The 20,282-nt window shown below is 52.3% G+C and carries 19 protein-coding genes and 1 riboswitch; of the genes, 7 read left to right on the plus strand and 12 right to left on the minus strand.

Annotated features, from left to right (window positions below; genetic code table 11):
- Nucleotides 1-593 precede the first annotated feature (593 nt).
- Nucleotides 594-1,166, plus strand: a complete 573-nt coding sequence (locus tag RB297_RS14470) for a PadR family transcriptional regulator (protein ID WP_375120784.1) — start codon at nucleotides 594-596, stop codon at nucleotides 1,164-1,166.
- Nucleotides 1,150-2,130 (plus strand): BtrH N-terminal domain-containing protein, encoded by a 981-nt coding sequence (locus RB297_RS14475; protein ID WP_375120785.1) that lies wholly within the window; start codon nucleotides 1,150-1,152, stop codon nucleotides 2,128-2,130. The genes RB297_RS14470 and RB297_RS14475 overlap by 17 nt, the downstream gene beginning before the upstream one ends.
- A 131-nt stretch (nucleotides 2,131-2,261) precedes the next feature.
- Here the strand turns inward: RB297_RS14475 and RB297_RS14480 are convergent, their stop codons facing one another.
- The 6 genes from RB297_RS14480 to tenA all read right to left on the minus strand — a co-directional run bounded on the left by RB297_RS14480 (nucleotide 2,262) and on the right by tenA (nucleotide 10,361).
- Nucleotides 2,262-4,280, minus strand: coding sequence for a fructose-specific PTS transporter subunit EIIC (locus RB297_RS14480; RefSeq protein ID WP_375120786.1), 2,019 nt, complete (start codon nucleotides 4,278-4,280; stop codon nucleotides 2,262-2,264).
- Between the two features lie 618 nt (nucleotides 4,281-4,898).
- Nucleotides 4,899-6,851: a BglG family transcription antiterminator gene (locus RB297_RS14485; RefSeq protein WP_375120787.1), complete on the minus strand. Its 1,953-nt coding sequence runs from the start codon at nucleotides 6,849-6,851 to the stop codon at nucleotides 4,899-4,901.
- A 250-nt stretch (nucleotides 6,852-7,101) separates the two neighbouring features.
- A complete protein-coding gene (thiE, locus tag RB297_RS14490) occupies nucleotides 7,102-7,776 on the minus strand; it encodes a thiamine phosphate synthase (RefSeq protein WP_375120788.1) in 675 nt (224 codons plus the stop codon).
- Nucleotides 7,773-8,780: a bifunctional hydroxymethylpyrimidine kinase/phosphomethylpyrimidine kinase gene (gene thiD / locus RB297_RS14495; protein ID WP_375120789.1), complete on the minus strand. Its 1,008-nt coding sequence runs from the start codon at nucleotides 8,778-8,780 to the stop codon at nucleotides 7,773-7,775. The genes thiE and thiD overlap by 4 nt, the downstream gene beginning before the upstream one ends.
- On the minus strand, nucleotides 8,777-9,619 hold the full coding sequence (gene thiM, locus RB297_RS14500) for a hydroxyethylthiazole kinase (RefSeq protein WP_375120790.1): 843 nt from the start codon (nucleotides 9,617-9,619) through the stop codon (nucleotides 8,777-8,779). Before thiM ends, thiD begins: the two co-directional genes overlap by 4 nt.
- Before the next feature lie 55 nt (nucleotides 9,620-9,674).
- Nucleotides 9,675-10,361, minus strand: a complete 687-nt coding sequence (tenA, locus tag RB297_RS14505) for a thiaminase II (protein WP_192569572.1) — start codon at nucleotides 10,359-10,361, stop codon at nucleotides 9,675-9,677.
- Between the two features lie 141 nt (nucleotides 10,362-10,502).
- A riboswitch (TPP riboswitch) is annotated at nucleotides 10,503-10,606 on the minus strand.
- Between the two features lie 263 nt (nucleotides 10,607-10,869).
- On the opposite strand from tenA, the gene RB297_RS14510 reads away from it, so the two are divergent.
- A complete protein-coding gene (locus RB297_RS14510) occupies nucleotides 10,870-11,370 on the plus strand; it encodes a VOC family protein (RefSeq protein WP_375120791.1) in 501 nt (166 codons plus the stop codon).
- 621 nt (nucleotides 11,371-11,991) lie between these two features.
- Here the strand turns inward: RB297_RS14510 and RB297_RS14515 are convergent.
- Entirely contained in the window at nucleotides 11,992-13,017 is a 1,026-nt protein-coding gene (locus RB297_RS14515; protein WP_375120792.1) for an ABC transporter substrate-binding protein, read from the minus strand.
- Nucleotides 13,018-13,214: 197 nt separating this feature from the next.
- On the opposite strand from RB297_RS14515, the gene RB297_RS14520 reads away from it, so the two are divergent.
- From RB297_RS14520 to RB297_RS14530, 3 genes are read left to right on the plus strand one after another with little or no spacing between them, the layout of a single operon-like run.
- Nucleotides 13,215-14,198 carry a FecCD family ABC transporter permease gene (locus RB297_RS14520; RefSeq protein ID WP_375120793.1) on the plus strand — a complete coding sequence of 328 codons (984 nt, stop codon included), beginning with the start codon at nucleotides 13,215-13,217 and terminating at the stop codon, nucleotides 14,196-14,198.
- A complete protein-coding gene (locus tag RB297_RS14525; protein ID WP_213580366.1) occupies nucleotides 14,195-15,241 on the plus strand; it encodes a FecCD family ABC transporter permease in 1,047 nt (348 codons plus the stop codon). The genes RB297_RS14520 and RB297_RS14525 overlap by 4 nt, the downstream gene beginning before the upstream one ends.
- A 22-nt stretch (nucleotides 15,242-15,263) precedes the next feature.
- Entirely contained in the window at nucleotides 15,264-16,136 is an 873-nt protein-coding gene (locus tag RB297_RS14530; RefSeq protein ID WP_213580365.1) for an ABC transporter ATP-binding protein, read from the plus strand.
- 676 nt (nucleotides 16,137-16,812) lie between these two features.
- Here RB297_RS14530 and RB297_RS14535 read toward each other — a convergent pair.
- The gene (locus RB297_RS14535; protein ID WP_375120794.1) at nucleotides 16,813-16,995 is read right to left on the minus strand and encodes a hypothetical protein; all 183 of its coding nucleotides are present in this window, start codon (nucleotides 16,993-16,995) and stop codon (nucleotides 16,813-16,815) included.
- Between the two features lie 254 nt (nucleotides 16,996-17,249).
- Between RB297_RS14535 and RB297_RS14540 the strand changes: the two genes are divergently transcribed.
- The gene (locus tag RB297_RS14540; protein ID WP_375120795.1) at nucleotides 17,250-17,696 is read left to right on the plus strand and encodes a hypothetical protein; all 447 of its coding nucleotides are present in this window, start codon (nucleotides 17,250-17,252) and stop codon (nucleotides 17,694-17,696) included.
- A gap of 98 nt (nucleotides 17,697-17,794) precedes the next feature.
- Here RB297_RS14540 and RB297_RS14545 read toward each other — a convergent pair whose 3' ends face one another.
- From RB297_RS14545 to RB297_RS14560, 4 genes are all read right to left on the minus strand, one after another.
- The gene (locus tag RB297_RS14545) at nucleotides 17,795-18,403 is read right to left on the minus strand and encodes an ATPase (protein ID WP_277748112.1); all 609 of its coding nucleotides are present in this window, start codon (nucleotides 18,401-18,403) and stop codon (nucleotides 17,795-17,797) included.
- On the minus strand, nucleotides 18,381-18,548 hold the full coding sequence (locus RB297_RS14550) for a hypothetical protein (protein ID WP_175495194.1): 168 nt from the start codon (nucleotides 18,546-18,548) through the stop codon (nucleotides 18,381-18,383). Before RB297_RS14550 ends, RB297_RS14545 begins: the two co-directional genes overlap by 23 nt.
- A 227-nt stretch (nucleotides 18,549-18,775) precedes the next feature.
- Nucleotides 18,776-19,354: a YecA family protein gene (locus tag RB297_RS14555; RefSeq protein ID WP_036662158.1), complete on the minus strand. Its 579-nt coding sequence runs from the start codon at nucleotides 19,352-19,354 to the stop codon at nucleotides 18,776-18,778.
- Nucleotides 19,355-19,684: 330 nt separating this feature from the next.
- Complete coding sequence (locus RB297_RS14560) at nucleotides 19,685-20,233, minus strand: SGNH/GDSL hydrolase family protein (protein WP_375120796.1); 549 nt, start codon at nucleotides 20,231-20,233, stop codon at nucleotides 19,685-19,687.
- Between the last annotated feature and the right edge of the window lie 49 nt (nucleotides 20,234-20,282).

Here is a 20,282-nt window from a genome sequence, read left to right on the forward strand (position 1 = left end):
ACTTTATTTCATGAAGTTAGTAATTTGCCGTCATGCTTTCGTCAAAATCATACCCAGAAAAACTTTATTACAACAATTCTGGCGGCAATACTTTTCTCCAATTCTCTACTCCTACTTTAGTCAGTATTCAACTCATTTTTTGTTGAATCATATGGATCAATATCAATTCCAAGGTTACTTTCAAACTTTTTTAGATACTGCTCATTATTTACGTCAGTAACATACATGTAATAAACGTCTTCGGTTCGATCTCTGCTAAGATACTGGAACTGAAAAACGAAAATACGATTTATAACACCGAATTCCGAAGGCCTGCCGGGTAAACGGCAGGCTTTAGTTTAATGGAAATTAATTCGCTATAAAAAAGGATCACCTATTATTTTGTCATTTGAAAATTCAATTGAAGAACTCTCTCTAATAGTTGCCCATCCGTGATACTCATACATTTCAATTCATCCGCTCATGGTTTTAAAGGTTTAGTATCGATGATTATCTTTCGGCGTACTGTCGAGTGTCTGAATCCCGTGATTGATCTTATATTTCACTAGTGTTATATTACATATGTGAAATATTAAAAGACAAGGGGGTTCTTCATGCACCCTATTTCAAACGTCGAATTCATGCTGCTGCAAATGATCGCAGAATGTCGTCAAGCTTCGGGGTACGATATCAAGAAGTTAGTCGATCAACGAGGCTATCGGGAATGGGCCAACATCGGCACGACTTCAATCTACGTAGGACTGAGGAAACTGAGCGATAAAGGATGGATTGCATCCGAGGAATCCGACGAAAAATCCGGCAAGGGACCCATGCCGACCCGGTTTGTCCTCACCGAAGCCGGTATGGTCAAGCTGAAAGATGAAGTCCTTGACAGTCTTTCGTCAACACGGGAGCGCGACAACCGCTTCGATCTCGGTTTGGCCGCTTTGCCTCTTATCGGGAACGACATGGCCATAGCTGCCTTGCGGAAACGGTTGGATTTTCTTCGTGAGGCTTCAGAAGGCATAAAGCAAAAATTCGAATCCCAGGGCGGTGTTCGATTGCCGCTGAACGTAAGAGCGCTGTTCTTGCATCCGATCAGCCTAATGGAGAGTGAGCAAGCGTTCGTTGCCAGTCTAATTAACGAATTGTCGAAGGAGACCAGGGAAGATGACCATAATCATTGAAGGTTTTGTTCCTTACCAAGGCGACCATTGCGAAACGACCACCATGGGCAATTTAATGCAATTTGCGGGAGTCCGGCTATCGGAGCCGATGCTGTTCGGACTCGGACAAGGGCTCGGATTCATTTATTGGGACTCGAAGGGAATGGATTTTCCGTTTATCGGAGGAAGGGTGAAAGTGGATATGTTGACAGCCAATCTCGCCGACAGGCTGGGATTGACCGTCAGAGTCCAAGAAACGTCGTCCGTCGACAAAGCGTGGCGGAACGTACGAAGCTGCATCGAACGCGGAATTCCGGTTGGGCTGAAATTGGATTCCTATTACTTGGACTATTTCACGAGCAAAGTGCACTTTGCCGGTCACTATGCGGTCCTATACGGCGTGGATGACGAATATGCCTACATGGCAGATACCAGGCAACAGGGCGGGCTGGTGAAGACGCGTTTGACAAGATTGGCATCAGCCAGGAACGCAAAGGGTGCCATGAGTTCCCGAAACCGCTCTTTTACGCTCGAGCCCATCGACGCCTTACCGCCGCTCGTTCCCGCATTACGCGAATCCTTGACCAAGAATGCGCATGACTATTTGAACCCGCCCATTCGCAATATCGGGAATAAAGGCATTGTAAAAATGAGCAAAGAGATCCTGAAGTGGCCTTCCCGCAGCAACCATTTCGAACATGATTTATGCCTGACCGCATTGCTGATGGAGCGTGCGGGAACCGGCGGTGCTTTGTTTCGGAATCTGTATCGGGATTACTTGAAGGAATGCGCCGATCGGTTGGAAGACCCGAGAATCGAACAAGCCTACCTTTTGTTTACGGAGATCGCGCCAATGTGGGCCAGTGTCTCCGCAGCGATCGACCGTGCGGGAAGATCAGGTAACACCCAGGAGCTACAGCAGGCGTCCAATCTCTTGCTCGAGATAGCGGATAAAGAACGCGCAGCCATGGAGTTATTGCTCTGAAAGCGATTGGCATGGCGCCGGCTGACAAGCAAATCCGTGGATTTTGCGGAAGCAAGCCGAGAAACGTATAAAACCAGCCCCGCTCATTTCTGTGCGGGGCTGGTCTAGGTGAATTCACTCAGTCTCTTGAATTAATGCACCTGATCGAGCAATCGATAGGCCTCTTCCTTGGTTGTCACCGCCAAGAGCGCTTCCCTGAAATCATCGTCCATCAGCTTGCGGGACAACATTTGCAGCACTTTCAAATGCGCATTCTGTTTACTATTACGCGGCACGGCAATCATAAAGATCAGTTTGGCTTCGCTACCGTCCAGACTCTTCCAGTCGACGCCATCCTGCTGGATGCCAAAGACCACGCTTGGTTTCAGGACAGCATCCGATTTACCGTGAGGAATTGCAATATTCATGCCGATGCCGGTGGAGCTTTCTTGTTCCCGGGCTAATATGGCCTGTTTAAAATCTCCGTCGGCTCTGATCGCCCCATTCCGCTCCAATACACCGATCATTTCGTCGATCACAGCATCCTGTGTTGTTCCTACCAGATTCAGGTTAATGAGATCCGGTGTCACAATATCCGTCAATTTCTCAACGCGGATAGCAGAAACTTCCGTTGCTGTACCATTATTGATCACGGTTGAATCCACTTCAGCTGAATCCGCGGCCATGGGGGCAGCCGCGTCTACTGTCGACGATTCACCTGCTACGGCAGGATTCTCTATCGCTTCTGCTCCTTCTCCAACAACTGCCGGAGTCACAGCTGCAACATCTTTCTTGAGCAGGCTCACCATGATAACCGATACGGCTGAACCGGCCATGACCGCTATGAAGAACATCAGCACATGATCCACGGCACCGAGCACGGCTACAATAGGACCGCCATGGGCTACGCTGTCACCGACACTGCCCAACATGGCAATCACCGAACCCGTCATGGAACCGACCATGATACTCGGAATGACGCGTAGAGGATCTTGCGCCGCGAATGGAATCGCTCCTTCGGTAATACCGAACAATCCCATCGTAAATGTCGCTTTTCCAGCTTCGCGTTCCGCAGGCGTAAACTTCCTTTTGTTCATCATGGCCGCCAGTCCCATGGCAATCGGAGGAACACAGATGGCAACGGCAATTTGGCCCATAATTTCATAGTTGCCTTCACCGATCATGGCCGAGCCGAACAGGAACGCAACCTTATTCACGGGCCCCCCCATGTCAAAAGAAATCATCGCGCCCAGAATAAGCGCGAGCAGAATCGAACTAGTACCCTGCATTCCCGCGAGCCAGACGGTTAACGCTTCAAACAGATCCGCAACCGGAGCGCCAATCACAAAGACGAAGATTAATCCTACAACCAGTGAAGCCAGTACCGGGATAACGATAATGGGCATAATCGGCTGCAGCGACCGAGGAACCTTGATCCTTTTAATAGCAAGTGCGACATATCCCGCCAGGAAACCGGCAATAATCCCCCCGATGAATCCAGCTCCTGCTTCACTTCCATAAAAGCTGCCGTTCGCAGCAATGAACCCGCCGACCATGCCTGGTGCAAGCCCCGGCCTGTCCGCAATACTCATGGCGATAAATCCGGCAAGGATCGGAACCATGAAGGTAAACGCAGCCGCGCCGATACTCTCAATCGTTTTCCAGATGGAATCTTCCGGTATAACCAGACCACCCGGCGTTTTCACGCCGCCCATCGTCAGGGCGATTGCGATGAGCAGCCCACCGATCACGATAAACGGCACCATATAGGATACACCGTTCATCAAGTGGCGATAGATCGGATTTTGTTTGGGTTTGTTCTCTCCCGTCATAGCTTCAGCCGACTTGGACTGTGCCTGATAGACGGGCACATCCCCTTCCATCATCCGTTGGATCAGCTCTTCTGGACGACGGATACCATCCTGCACCCCAACGACAAGCAGTTTTTTACCCACAAACCGGTCCTTCACCACCGTCTTATCCGCTGCGATAATAATGCCATCGGCTTCGCGGATATCCTGCTCCGTGAATTGGTTCTCCACGCCAATGGAGCCTTGGGTCTCCACTTTCATCTCAACGCCAAGCTTCGCGCCTGCCTTCTGCAGATTCTCAGCGGCCATATACGTATGTGCAATTCCGTTAGGACATGAAGTAATCGCTAATATTTTCATGTTCGTCATTCTCCTTCGCTGTCATGTTCCCGCTTACATTTATAGTGTACATGCTGAAAACGCTGTTATCGGATGAACTTTTTACCGGAACTTCCGGAAAAACAGGTTTATTTCGCAAACAAATATCCCCACAAAGTGGAGCCTATATGCTTAATCCAAATACTTTACGCGGGACCCCAAAAAAATGTAAAAAGCAGGACGGTATACCGTCCTGCTTCATCATCACAGTTTGAAATAGTGCGTGTTCAAAAAGGTCGATTTTCAGCACCGAGGCTTATGCTTCCGATGAGCGTTTTTTCAAAACGCTTCAGTTGGATGAAGCTAGGGACGTCAGGAGCGGAGCGTACGTTTTGGGTACGTGAGCACCTGAAATGTTTCCGCAGGAAACATGCTTCGAAAGCATCTGCTTAGGCCCGGCTGAATTCAAGATTCGATGCCGAGCTGCTTCCTGATTCGCTTCGTGTTAGATATAGAATTTATGAGTTATCAGTGGAACTGATGAAATTCTATATCGCAAGAAAACCTACCTATGCATCGCGGTCGCTCATCCTTGAAGTGGCCTCGATAAGAGGTTTTCTTATCAAAAGCGGACTTTTTGAACAACCTCTACTACTAATTTTACCCTTTTAACGTATTCAGCAATCGCATCGCGTCCGTCTCCTTAGACAACGCACTGACCAATGCCGGCTGCTCACTGATCCGTGACAATTCCCTGAACAGCTGCCGCATCTCTTTCCGCTCATCATGCTTGATAGCAAGTAAGAACACAAGCTCTACCTTCTCGGTTCCCCAGGTAATCGGCTGCTTCAAAGTAACAACAACGATGCAGGACTGTGTAACCCGCTCCGAGCTGCCATGAGGGATGGCAATGCCTCCTCCAATCGTCGTAGCAGACATATTCTCACGATCCAGCACACTTTCCGTATATCCTGCCTGGACATATCCTTTGTCCACCAGCATCTGCGCAAACTTGGAGATCAACTGTTCTGGACGCTCGACCTCCTGCTGAGGAAAGATGAGAAAAGGTGTCGTATATTTCAAAAAGACCGATTCCTCAGCCGCCCTGCCGTCCGGCTCATCAAGCCCCCGGATCGCTTGCTCCAGCTTCCGCTCGTCACTGGCCTCGAGCAGAGGGGAAACGAGGATATGAGGTGTTTTTAACTCGGGCAGATCAACGGTCGTAATGACAAGATCCACCTCATGAGCTGCCAGATAATCCTCAACTTCCGCTTTGGACATCGTTGTCTCTACATGCACGGACGGGAATCTTCGTTCCACCTTCGCGAGAAGCAATTGGGACATCCCAACGCCCATATGACACACGATTATGACCTTCTGGGGGTGGCTTTCGTTCTGGTGAAGCCGTTCTACGGACGCCTGAAAATGCAAAGTCAAATACGCGGCCTCCTCTTCTGGAAAGTACAGTTGGAGCGCTCCCCCTACCTCCTCCAGGGCCATGATGACGCGATCGAACATATAGGGATACATCTTTTTGATCTCGGCCAGCATCGGATTGGACACAGCCAGACCATAATGAAGACGGTTCATGGTCGTGTACAAATGCACCTTCAACCCGTTCAATAATACCGGGTCCTTGGAAAATGGGATCATATTCAGCTCCGACATCCGCCGAATCAGTTGCTCAACCAACTGTGGCAGCAGGGGGTGGCTGTCTGCCAGATCGCCCCGCCGGGCACTTCCATCCTCCTGCGTGTATCGGAACTTCCCGCCAAGCAGGTGCAGGGTTAGATAAGCGGTTTCTTCCTTGGAAAAAGGGACGGCGAACAATTTTTGCAGCTGCTTCAAAAAGTCTATCGCCCATGCAAATTCCGCTTTATTCTCCAAAAACGCTATGTCCTGCGCAGAGAGCGAAATCGGCTGTCCCAGCTTGGTCCGTTTGACCATAAGCAGTATATGCAGCATCAAGCTTTCAAAGGCTTCATCGGTGAAGCGGAGCTGGTGCCGCTTTTGCAGCGCCTTCAACTCATTGTATACGGCTGCGATCTCGTGCGGTTCATACTGGTTACGCATCATCTGTCCCGTCAATTCCGGACGGTTGATCAATTGGTTCAACCGCGCCAGCGCCATCCGTTTGTTCTTCTCCGAGCCCTCAATCATGAAGCCTACTCGCTGCTTCGTCATTAAGCTCAGATCAAAGCTCCGCAGCCAGCCCTCAATCTTTTCCATATCCCGACGGATAATCGCCTTGTTCACGTAAAACGGTGAAGCCAGGTTCTGCAGGGTTACGGGCTTCGCGTTCATCAAGAGCCGATATGCCAGGTGCAGCACCCTTTCCTCATCGGATTCATCCTCGGCGGTACTCTCGTTGGAATACAAGCGGCGGAATAAATCAGCCTGATCCGCTTCCCCGATCTCCAGATAGACGCCAAGTCCCGGCCTTTTCACCAGATGGCCGCTGGAGTGCTTAGCTATATATTCTTCAATCACCTTCAGATCGTTTCGGATCGTCTTCTCCGAGCACTCGGTCTGATCCGCCAGATCCTGAACGAGCCACAGCCGGTTCGGTTCCATTAACAAATTGCGAAAAATCTCTTTTTGCCTATTATTCATTCCGATCCCCTATTCAACTTAATGGGAGTGCTCACTCATCGCAGAGCGGGTGCATTGTCCTACGTATATCATATCCGGGTCTCTATGGCAAACTGATCTGGGAGGTTACACGAGAGTGGATCAAAAGAAATGGCATATTGACGGAAAAGCTGAGCATATACAGTATTCTAAAATCCGACGTAAACAAAACAAGGGTGCCGCAGAAGTCGGCCCCCTTGTTTCATGATCCGATTTTAATCCCTCTTACATCTTAAGAAATTCTTCCGGTCGTACATCGTATCTTACCTATAAAAGCCTCTACAACTTCCCGCGCCGACTCCGCTCCCGTCACGGCGGATATCACCGCGACGCCATCCGCACCCGCTCCAATCACTTCCTCCACGCGCTCCACGGTAATCCCGCCGATCCCAACGATCGGCAGGTGGATTCCAGCTTCGCGAAGCTCATGGAGAATGGCCGGGCCTTGCGCAGTTATGGCATCATCCTTCGAGCGGGTCGGATAGATCGGCCCGATGCCAAGATAGTCTGCGCCGTGGAGAATCGCGCGCCGCGCTTCCTCCACCGTGTGGGCGGAAACGCCGAGAATCCGGTTGCCGATCCGCTCGCGGACGGAAGCCGCGGATTCGTCGCCCTGGCCGACGTGCACGCCGTCGGCGTTCAGCTTCAGTGCCAGCTCCACATCGTCATTGACGATGAAGGGCACGCCCGCTTGACGGCACTGATCCTGAATCCGGCGAGCCAGCCGGATCATCGCGTCCCCGGCGAGTGCTCCTTGCCCCTTCTCACGGAACTGGACCATGGTTGCGCCTCCAGCCAGTGCTTCCTGCAGGACCAAGCTTGGCTCGACGCTGCAGTTCACGCTGCCGAGCACGAGGTACATCCGCAGATGCCGCCTCATGATCTCGGGGGCCACTCTGCCCGTCATCGCAGCACCTCCTGACGGCGGCGATTGTATGCCCAATGATTGGTCGGCCCCTGCCCCTGCCCCAGGTTTAAGCCGTCCTCAATGGCGGCTTGAATGAATAAGCGCCCGCTCTGAATCGCATCGAGTGCGCTCAAGCCTTGGGCCAGGCCTGCGGTAATGGCCGCAGAGAAAGTACAGCCGGTTCCATGTGTATGAACGGTATCAATTCGTTTGCCATATAAATCTGTGAAGGCCGTACCATCATAAACGATGTCGATGACCGGAAGACTTTCCGGATAACCGTCATCGTTGGAAAAGAGCGGGCGGCCCCCCCTATACTCCCCAGCAGGCATGGCAGTTCTCGTTAGACCGTGCGTCCTTTCGGATTGAGGCAACTCTTCCTGCTGCATACCCGCCGTTATAGCCGGTCCCCTGTCTCTTTCGTGATCCGTACCTTCATCGCTTCCAAGGATTCCCTCGTCATGACCGCCTTTGATCACTACGATCCTGGGCCCAAGAGCATGAATACGTCTCGCCGCTTCTTTGCGATCGTTCATCGTGCGGATTCGCATCCCCGCCAATACTTCGGCCTCCGGTATATTGGGGGTGACAATCAACGCCAGCGGCAGCAAATCTTCTCTTAAAGCCTGCACCGCTTCGCTTTGCAGCAGCTCCGCTCCGCCCTTGGCGATCATCACGGGATCGACAACGACCTTCCCCCAGCCGAATGCCCGAATCCGGTCAGCAACCAGCCGAATGATCTCGGCGTTGAACAGCATGCCCGTCTTCAATGCATCTACCCCGAGGTCCGATCCAACCGCTTCAATCTGCTCCGCAGTTGCTTCGGGCGGCAGCGGATATACGCCGTGAACCCCCAAGGTATTCTGCACCGTGATCGCGGTAATCGCCGACATGCCGTACACGCCGAGTTCCTGGAAGGTTTTCAGATCGGCCTGTATGCCGGCGCCGCCACCGCTGTCAGACCCGGCAATCGTCAGGGCACGGGGTATGCGAGCCTCGCTCATCGCGTGCCTCCGGCAGCCGCCGCTCCCGCTTCCAGCACAGCGGCATACCCTTCCAGCGATCCTGGATGAAGCTTCGTCAGCTCGTCCAGGAAAGTTATCTGGAAGCTTCCCGGTCCCAGATCTGCCGTTCGCTCAGCAGCTTTCGCCGCCGCGGCCCCATAGAAGGCCAGACCCGCCGTACCTGCAAGCAGCAGGTTTGCTTCCACCGCGGCAAAGGCACCCAGCACCGAGGTCAGCAGGCAGCCTGCGCCGGTCACCTTCGTAAGCAGAGCATCCCCTCCGGTAATGATGCGCACTTCCGTTCCATCGGTAATCACGTCCTCTTCACCGGTAATGGCCACGATCGTGCCTAACTCGCGCGCCGCCCGCACGGCCAGCTCGGCATGATTGCTGCCTGCGCTATTGCCTGCGTCTACGCCCTTGATCTCGCGGACCTCCCCGATAAGGTGAGCGACTTCAGCCGCATTTCCGCGCACGAGCGAAACCTTCACCTCGCTTAGGATCCGCAGCGCCGACTCCGTCCGAAAACGGGTCGCTCCCGCGCCGACCGGGTCCAGCAGCACCGGCACGCCATGGGCATTCGCCGATTGCCCCGCGATAATCATCGCATCCACCAGCTCGCGGTTCAGCGTGCCGATGTTCAATACGAGCGCGCCCGCGATGGCGGCCATATCCGCCACTTCCTCCGGCGCGTAAGCCATCACCGGCGACGCGCCCAGCGCGTACAAGCCGTTAGCCGTAAAATTCGTAACCACCACGTTCGTCATATTGTGAACGAGGGGGCTCGTCTGCTGTACCTTCGTCAAAAGCGCCGAAACCTCTTTTTCCCATGAATGCATTTATATCAGCCTCTCTTCGCTATAATGGAATTCCATGTGCTTGTGATCATTGCTCTTACAGCACCGCAGCCTCCAGCTGCACCGGCCACTCCTCCTGCTTATAAGCCATGTCCCAGAACAGATACTCCAGCTGGCAGCTCAGCATGAAATGCTCCCTCATCCGTTCCCGCTCGGCTGCCGTCGCACGATCCGCCCATGCATCGAGACGGTCGCGGAATTTGGCTGTCGCGTCTTCCCCCCGGTTTCCGTAGAAAGAAATCCAGTCGTAAAACGGATGGGAGGCATCCGGCTTCACCTCATTCAGCAGCTTGCGGCCAATCTCCAGGTACGTCCATGGGCACGGCAGCAGCACGGCCATAATCTCCCCCAAACTACCCTCATGCGCCACCGTCAGCATATGACGGATGTAATGATGCGCGGACGGAGCCAGCGGATATCCTTGAAGCTCTTCATAGGTCACCCCGGCGGCTGCGCAAAAATTCTGATGCGGGTGCACCTCGCTGTGCAGAATGAATGAAATCTGTTCGTTAAAGGCCGCAATCTCTTCACGGCTGATCGATTTGGATATGGCTATTCCGTATATCCGCATGTAGGCATTCAAATACTCAAAATCCTGCTTCACATAGTGAATCAGCTGCTCCCGCTTCAGATTCCCCTCGGCAATGCCTTTTACGAAGGGATGATCGAAGATTGCTTGAAAAATGCCTCCCGCCTGCTGACGGAGCTCTTGCGTGAAACTCATCTTTGTCCCCACCTCCAACATATTGAAGAGCAGGAAGTCCGTAAGACACGACTTTTCAGACAACGCTAAAAAGCCGCCCCGAAAACTGGAGCGGCTTCGTCAACAAGCCCGGGTGCGCCAAAAAAACGCACCGAGACCTCATATTCGAAGGCTCCACTTTCCTACGCTAGTACGAACTAGATCAGGTTCAAAGGGTCCAAGATACGCTCTTGTCTCAGCCGCCAACGGCTCCCCTAGTGGACTTCCTATTCTTTTGTCTAATACTGTACATAGGTTTGAGGGTGGTGTCAAACGTTAACAGTTTGTGGACGGAACCTCAAGCTCGAACCTTCCTCCGACCGCGTGATTGTGACGATGTACCGTGGCGGCTGTCTTTTCGCAAGATAAAAACGCAGGCTACCCCAAACTCATTCCGGAAACACTGACGCTCGGCTGTCATATATGCCCCTGCATAATGAGTGCATAAGCACAATTCAAATAAATGAAATTTAAAGGAGCGAGCGTATTTATGACGTACCGACCGAAAACGGTTAAACCCATTCCGGATGGCTACACCTCCGTGACGCCGTGGATCATCTCAAGAAACTCCGCAGCGCTGATCAATTTCCTCAAACAGGCATTCCGAGCCGAAGAGCTTGCGCGCGTCTATGTTGGCGATGGTGTCATCGGCCATGCCGAGGTGCGAATCGGGGATGCCGTCGTCATGATGTTTGACGCAAAGCCGGAATGGCCGGATAGCCCGGCATACCTCCGTTTGTATGTTGAGGATTGCGATGACGTGTATCGGCAAGCGCTGGCCGCAGGAGCGGTCTCGGTGACGGAGCCAACGACCTTGTTCTTCGGCGATCGGGTGGGACGGGTACGGGACCCGTTCGGCAACTTATGGTGGGTACAGACACGAATGGAGGACCTCACTCCGATGGAAATGGAACAGCGTGCCCAAGACCCGGAATACATTCAAGCGATGACCTATGTTGCAGGGGCGGAGATCGTGGTGAAGATGTCGTAAAAAGTTACCGTGAAGCGAGCGTTATTACAGGGAGGACATGGGTGGATTCGGTGTCCCAGGGGTGTGCATGGATGGCGCCGACCAAAACAACTTAGAACACCATAACTTAGAGTAGCTTTGGGTTAGAGGTAGAATCCGGTATATAGTTGGTGCTACTACTGGTCTTGGTACTACTACTGGTCTTGGTGCGACCGGTTGAGGAAAGCGGACTGAAGATACGTTATTTAGCTGAAAAGGCGTAATTTTTGATGGCTAACGGACACCAGATACGTTATTCATAGAATATGATGGCAAAAGGACAGTCTATTGCGGAAATAAGGGATCCTGTGTCCGTTTGATCTGAGAATCGCGGGTTAATCAGGGAAATAAGGGACCCTGTGTCCGTTAACAGGTCATGGTTAGCGGCATGATGCCCGGAGTTGGTTAGGCTGTACTGGCGAGCGATGTGACATACAACTGCATACCGGCGGTACTTCGACGTAGCGATGTTACCGACGCGCGATGTTAAAAAAGGAGGCATCCCAAAAGATCCCAGATCTTTCGGGGTGCCTCCTTTATCCGCTTGTTCCCAGCATCTTCCGCTATACGATGATACTAGCTTTCAGCATCCGTCTTCATCCCTTACTGAATGCCGTAAAACTCCTGCAGTTGGTCGATCATCAGGTTGGCCGCCAGGATGCCGCCCGCCGTATTCCAGATCGCGTCATCCACTTTGTGGGCTTGACCGTTCTTCACAACGTTCAGGTTCTTCCACAGCGGATCGTTGATCCATTCCTGCTCGGTCTGGTTGGCGCCGCCATCCCCTGTCTCATAAGTGAAGTAGAACAGTCTGTCGGCTTCCACCTCAGGCAGACGTTCCTTCGTGATCTCGTCCACGAAATCGTCCTTGGCGTTCTTGGTCATGTCGTTGCGGGCAATGCCGATTTTATCGAAAATAACGCCCGAGAACGTATTGGTGTGGTACACCCGCGTCTTGCCTGCCATGAAACGAACCACGGAGACGGTTTCGTCGACCTTGCTTCCAGCCTTCTCTTTAAACTCCTGGATCCGCTTGTCGTAGGCAGCCAAGAGTTCTTCGCCTTCCGACACTTTGTTCAGCGCCTTGGCATACAGTTCAAAATTGTTCTGCCACTCGCCGCGAAGATCCTCGGCAAAAACAGTCGGCGCGATCGCCTTCAATTGCTCGTATACTTTTTCCTGACGCATCTTGTTGCCGATGATCAGGTCAGGCTGCAGACCCGCGATCAGCTCGATGTTCGGCTGGCTCTCTTCCCCGACAACGGTAACGCCTTCCATCTGGTCTTTAATATGCGGATACCAAGGATCCCCCGTCCAGGATCTAACGGCACCTACCGGCTTCACGCCCAAGGCCAGAAGCGCCTCGGTTCCTTCGTTCGTGAGGACGACGACCTTTTGAGGCGTTCCTTTGATCGTTTCCGTCCCCATGGCATGCGTAACTTCATACGATTCGCCGCCGGCAGCAGCGCCGCTGTTGCCCTCTGCGGTATTCGTCGTGTCGCCGCCCGCGTTGCTTGTCCCTTCTTGCGCCGGGCTTGCTCCGCACCCCACGAGAATCACGATCATGATCAGAGCCAGCAAGCTAAACTTGAGGCCTCTTGCCCGTTTCTTTGCCATTCCTGTTCCCATTCCTATCTAAATCCCCCTTGTGTCATATCCCGCTATTTGAAAACCATTATCAATCACTGATTCAAAACTATAAAGGGTTTCGTGAAAAATATCAATATATTTGTGAGAATGATTATCAAGCTCATTGACAGATACCGTCCCTTCACCTAAAATTCATATGAACTTAATTATTCATGGACTTAAGAAAGTGAGCATATATGCGCGTATTCGGACTATTGATATCGCTATTGGCGCTGGCCGCTGCCGTCATGGGCAGCATCGCATTCGGAGTAACGAACATCCCTCTTTATCAGGTATGGGAATCGTTCACTCACTTTAACGGAAGCAACGAACATCTGATTATTCTCACGGCAAGGCTTCCTCGAGCGCTAATTGCCGTCGCCGTGGGGGCGTGCCTTGCGGTTGCGGGTGCGCTCATGCAGGTCATCACGCGCAATCCGATTGCGTCGCCAAGCACGCTTGGCGTGAACTCCGGCGCGGCTTTCTTCATTATTCTGGCATCGGGCTGGCTGGGCATTGGCGGACTTCAGTCCCTTACCTGGGTCGCGTTGATCGGAGCCGCCGTCAGCGGCGGTATCGTATTCTTCCTCGGCAGCATCGGCAGGGACGGCATGACGCCGGTCAAAATCACCTTAGCGGGGGCTTCCATGGCCGCTTTCTTCCACTCCCTGACCCAAGGATTAATGCTCTCCGACGGCAAAATGTTCGATCAGGTGCTGGTATGGCTGGTCGGTTCGGTAGCCGGACGCGATTTGAACCAGCTAACCGCCGTATGGCCGTACATGGCCGTTGGCATGCTGGCTGCGCTGCTGCTGGGACGACATCTGAACGCCCTCTCCATGGGAGACGACATCGCTCAGAGCCTCGGGCAAAAAACCGCACTCATCAAGCTGTTAGCTGCTGCAGCCGTCATCCTGCTGGCCGGCGGCTCCGTAGCGGCGGCGGGACCCATCGCATTCGTAGGGATCATCATCCCTCATATCGTTCGGTATTTAATAGGAAATGATTATCGGTGGATACTACCTTACAGTGCGGTGTTTGGCGCACTCCTGCTGGTGACGGCCGATCTCGGCTCCAGATACATTGCCATGCCGAAGGAAGTCCCTGTCGGCGTGATGACTGCAATCATCGGGGTGCCGTTCTTCGTGTACATAGCCAGGAAAGGAAGGCGAGCACAATGAGTAAACACCGCATATTCCGTTCCCGGAACGCCAAAGTCTCGTTTATGCTGGAGCGAAGAACCCTATGGGTGTGCCTGATCCTATTCGTGCTTTGCATTGCAACCATGATTATCAGCACGGGAACCGGCAGCCAGTTTGTTTCGCCGCTGCATGTCGTCAAAGCGTTATTCGGTGACGCTCCCCCGATGGAGCAGGTCATCGTCATGCAGCTAAGGCTGCCCCGTATTATCATTGCTGTGCTGATCGGCGCGGCTCTCGCGGTGGCGGGGGCTATTCTGCAAGGCGTCATCCGCAACCCGCTTGCTTCTCCGGATGTCATCGGCATTACGGAGGGAGCATCGCTGGGGGCGGTTCTCTTCATCTTCATATTTACGGGCGCCGTATCCATCCATTGGATGCCGCTCTTCGCCATTCTCGGCGCTTTTTTCATTACCGGACTGCTGTATGTGCTTGCCTGGAAAAATGGCGTATCGCCACTGCGACTCGTCTTGATCGGAATCGGGGTATCGGCCGCGATCAAATCGATCTCCTATATGCTGATCATCTCCGGACCGCTGCAGCTGGCGGACCGTTCGCTTACCTTCATGGCGGGCAGCATTTACGGCATGTCCTGGGATAAGGACGTAATGACCTTGCTTCCTTGGGTCGCCGTTCTTCTTCCGCTAACCTGGCTGCAAGCCAGAAATGTGAATATCCAGGCCCTTGGAGACGACGTGGCCAGCAGCACGGGCGCGCAGGTTCAGAAGCAGCGGCTGATTCTGATCGGACTCAGCGTTGCTCTGGCCGGAGCGGCCATCTCGATTGGCGGCGCCATTGCTTTTATCGGATTAATGGCGCCGCATATGGCCCGCAGGCTCGTGGGACCCAACTTCGGAAGCGTGCTTCCGGTCAGCGCGCTGATCGGTGCGATTCTGCTGCTCGTCGCGGACCTGGTGGCACGGACGGCCTTTCTGCCGCGCGACGTGCCGGCAGGCGTATTCACCGCCGCGATCGGCGCGCCGTTCTTCCTCTACCTGCTGTATCGTAACCGCAATCGATTCTAGAACCGAAAGGAGCTAAAGCGTCATGAATACGCTGGAAGCAAAGGGATTGGGTCTGTCCTACGGGGGAGACTTTATATTCGAAAATCTGGATTTAACCGTGCCTATAGGTAAAATCACCGTGTTTATCGGCAGCAACGGCTGCGGCAAATCCACTTTGCTGCGCTCCATGGCCAGGCTGCTGAAGCCTCAGCGAGGCTCGGTTGTACTAAACGGGGCCGACATCGCAAGCCTGTCCACCAAGGACGTTGCGCGGAAGCTCGCCATTTTGCCTCAAGGGCCAACGGCTCCGGAAGGGCTGACGGTCATGCAGCTGGTGAAGCAAGGGCGCTATCCTTACCAGAGCTGGCTGCGCCAATGGTCGCGGGAAGATGAAGAAGCGGTCACAGCAGCTCTTGAATCCACGGGACTGACCGAGCTGGCTGATCGTACAGTTGACTCGCTGTCAGGCGGCCAGCGGCAGCGGGCCTGGATTGCAATGACGCTGGCGCAGGAAACGCCGCTCATTCTGCTGGACGAACCGACCACCTATCTGGATTTAACGCACCAGATCGAAGTGCTGGATCTGCTGTACGACTTAAACGCCAAAGAACAGCGGACCATCGTCATGGTGCTGCATGATATCAATCTGGCCTGCCGTTATGCCGACCATATCGTGGCCATCCGCGACGGGAGCATCAAGGCTGAGGGCAAACCGGGAGATATCATCAATTCCGACTTGATGCAGACCGTGTTCCAGCTCCCATGCGAAATTATTCAGGACCCGCTGTACGGGACTCCGATGTGCGTTCCGCGCGGGAAGGGCAAACGCCGACCTTCGGCTGTGCAGCCGAATACGGCAGAACCGAATCAACCAACGACAACTCCGGCGCCCGCCCCTGAACTGGCAACGGTCTAGCATATACAAACATACAGCCGGCTTCGTTTTCGCTTTATGCGGGAAAGCCGGCTTTTTTAATTATTTGGACCTTTGAATCAGTTGAACCTGTTGGATCTGTTGTATCTGTTGGATCTCTTGGGTCTCTCTCCGGTATGGAACTCTTTCAAAACCGGCACGTAAACCAAGATACGGTAAGCAGTCGGGGACTAAGCCGATCATCGGATAAATGGAAGGCAACATAACCTCCTCATATTCAACAATCCATTGCGGGCGCAAAGAGACTAAAGGCATGTGGAGAGACAAAAGAGACACATTCAGGACGCAGAGACATATAAAAGGCATACAGAGACACATCAGGCCCGCAGAGACACTCAGGCCTACAGAGACACATCAAGCCTGCAGAGACACATCAAGCCTGCAGAGACACATCAAGCCTGCAGAGCCACATTAAGGCCTACAGAGACACGTCAAGGCCTACAGAGACACGTCAAGGCCTACAGAGACACGTCAAGGCCTACAGAGACACGTCAAGGCCTACAGAGACATATCAAGGCATGTAGAGTCACAAAGAAGGCCGCTCCAAAACGTCGGGGCAGCCTTTTATATTTGTAATAAACGCTAAATACATAGGTTTCGTCTTCCATTGCACCACTTGCACACATGCTGTTCCGCTAACCATTCGGTTACCGACCGCTTATGACCATTTGCCTGCACGCGGGGTTTTATGCTTCTGTCGAAGCGGAAGTCCTCCGAACAGCTTGGACTTTTCACGCTTCCGTTGTTCCAGCAGTTTCTTTACCCCTCGCATCAACATGCGATACCTCATCTCATCCTCGTGGCCGAACTTGCGCATTTCGTCAAAGTACTCCTCTGTCATCCTATCCTCCTGCTGTATAAGTCTATAGAACTAGGATATAAGACATAACTATACAATTTCTAAACAAGAATTGACTACGATACGCCGTCGGTTCTTCCTGTTTAAGGAGGGTGAGTGCCGTTATTTTATATGTACAAGGACAATGCAACCGCCTGCAGACGCACCCAATTTGTCCATCCTTTCCAAAATTGAAAATACGCTTCACCTTAGATGGACTGATATTATAAAATGAACAACAAAGGAGGGGATCGCACATGCGGGGTATATGGAAGCTGAACAGGCCGGTCTGGGCAGGCATCGCGGCGGGCATTCTTCTCGGGCTGTTCCTCAAGATCATCGAGCACATCACCTCGCTGGAGGTCTACACGCTTCTCCTGAACGTCGATTACGTGCCTCTCCTGAATGAACTGAAGCTCTCCGAACTTGTCGAGTTTGCGCTGCATCTCGTCATCTCTGTCCTGCTGAGCATCGCTCTAGCCATCTTTTTGAAGCAGAAGAACTGGTCCCGCCGGCGAAGCTTGTTCTGGGTTTCATTGGCCTGTTTGGCCGTAGGACTTCTCCTATATCCGACCACCGTCTTGTCTGACCGTACCCCGGAATTATCCGACCCTGCCGCCCTTCTATTCTGGCTGGCCGGTCATCTGCTGTACGGCATCTCTTTGGGCTGGCTGCTGACGAGTTCACGTGGAGTCTCTGCCTAGTCCGGAAAGCAGTCTTTCGAAAAGGCCGGTTTACAGATTAATGCAAATATCCGCTCCACTTGAATGGAGCGGCTTGAGTGTAAAGTATTATTTTAGAATTAATTTTCCAAGGCTTTCAGCTGATTAACGATAGGTAAAACCCAATTCGGCAAATTAAATTCCCTATGCTTAATTACCCCGAATTCTACCTCCAGCACAATTTCTCCACTCAGTGCGCTATTATCTATCACAAATAGATGATCAACCAGGCTCATGTATTGGAGAAGATTTTGCATAGAAGAATGATGCCGATGCATGATATCTTCGGCAGGGATGTGGTGACCCCCATTACGTACTCTGCCGGCTACTCGTTCGACATTTAGATTTGGATCACCAAGGCCTACATAAAACATGGTGACCTGGAAACCATTTGCCTTTGCTTCCTTCATAAGCCTAATAGCGTAACCACCCGAGAGCGTCGTTTCCATGGAGAAATCCCGTTGAAATTGAAGGCATTCTCGAGCTAATTTTATCGCCTCTTTTCCTGCAGAAACGCGAGCTGCTTCCGGTTGCCCCGGGCTCAGACGCCGAGCCAGAGCATCGGGATCAATATTTACACTTACTCCAATCCGGTCGATGATGAGATTACGAATCGTACTCTTCCCACTCCCGTTGTTTCCGGCAAAAACAAACATCGTTGTTGGTTCAACTGTCTTTTCCCGAGACATATTCCTTCTCTCCATTAGAATACTCCCTTACCAGTTTGCCAAAATCATCTTTATATACAACATAAGATTCGTTTACTTTGGCCTCAAGTCTTGCCCTTTCGCCAGTCAGCCTAATAAGTTTGGTTAATTGTTTATCCTTTTTCATAACCACAACCTCCAACTTATTGTCGTTGAATTCCATTTCTCTTTTAAATCATATCACAAACTGATTAATCCACCATATAGGCTTAACTTGTATAAACAACTTTGGAATTTGATTGGGTCCTTCAACGCAAAATGACCGCCCCCCTTGTGGGAACGGTCACAGCTATGAAACCGAATGCGTAAATGCTGTACTTATGCTATGGATCTTTCACTTTGGCTCTTTGGCAATTAACGACCCAAGGACAAGTCCTTATCCTCTTCGCCAGCGGATTCCTCGTCCTCGGCGAACGAGTCGTCTGCGGATGCCGCTACGCCATCCATGAAATCTTGAATCTGGCCGCTGTTGCGAGTCAGCGTGGCTACCGAAACCTCGTGTTTCTTCGCGATGTCGGACTTCGTTGTTGGAATGTTAAGCGATGAAGTTACTATATATTCGATCGCACTTGCATATCCACCCTGTTTGCGGTACTTCGGATTGGCTTCTCTGGAGAAGCTGTTCCAGACCATCAGGAGGCTGAACACTTGAAACAGCTGCTGCTCATCCTGCAGTTCGTAATCCCGGCAGATCTGAGGAAACACAGACTCTGCAAGCTCGCGATGCTCATCGGCGATCCAATCCATCCACCCCAGCTTGTCGTTGATCATCTGCCGCAACTGATCGACCTGTAGCTTAGGCTCTGCTGCTTTCGCACCAGGGAACTGGATGACTTTACCGTATACCGTGCGTTCATCTCTTTCAAGACAACATCTTTTGTACTTTTTCCCGCTTCCGCAGTGACATAGATCGTTTCTTCCTAGCTTTTTCATTTCCTAGCTCCTATTTGAATGATTTCTTCTATTATACATGGAAAATATGAAAATGCGCACCTCAAGCCTGTAGACCCTTAAGGTATGCCGGCCTTCCGCGTCGTTACACTCTCTTACAGGGGGGCTTCCGATAAGAAGGTGCCGAGGCAAGCCAGATAGCAAAAAAGCGCGGGTTCCCTCTATGAAAGCCGCGCCCCTTCATATTATTCTATAATATCGTCATAACGCAAGTAGGATGTAACAAATTTGTTAGAACCTATAATAGACTTGTGCCATTTTTGGTAAAGATTCCATAGATATAGGTCTTAGCGCTTATTGGTCAGCTAAAAGTCACAGATAGCCTTCCAGCATGTCTGCCACCGAGTCGGCGCACGCCCGGTATCCTGCCTCGTTCAGGTGAAGCCGGTCATCCGACAAGTAACCCGAGAGATCCCGCTTCACCCGGGCGTTCAGGTCGTGAATCGCAATGCCGAGCGGCATGAGCGCCTCGATGGCTGCCTTATTATAGGCATCGATCTCTTCATTGCTTCTGCCCTCGGATTCCGGATGCACCGGCGTCGTCGTGGCAAATACGATCTGTGCTCCCGTTCGCCGCAGCTCATGGGCAATGCGCTTCAGATGGGCTGCATATTCGCTGAGCGGCGTCAGTGCTTCAACCCTCGGAGCCTCGCGGTGCACATCCCACAGCCCATTGTTCCAGTGGACGATATCCGGGATCCCCAGCTCACGGATCCAGAGGTTGACGCCCCACAGCGTATAGAACGAGAACCGCCCGTTCTCTCCCGGTGCCACGACTTCTGCGCGGTCAGCCAGCCGTTCTCTCACATAAGGCTCGTATCCCTCCCGGATGGAATCGCCCAGCAATAAAACTCTTTTCATCTGTCCGTCTCTCCTTCCATGCATCTATGCCCTGCAATGAAAAAGCCTT

Source organism: Paenibacillus sp. CR_12, from assembly GCF_041953985.1.
Lineage (GTDB): Bacteria > Bacillota > Bacilli > Paenibacillales > Paenibacillaceae > Paenibacillus_AQ > Paenibacillus_AQ lautus_A.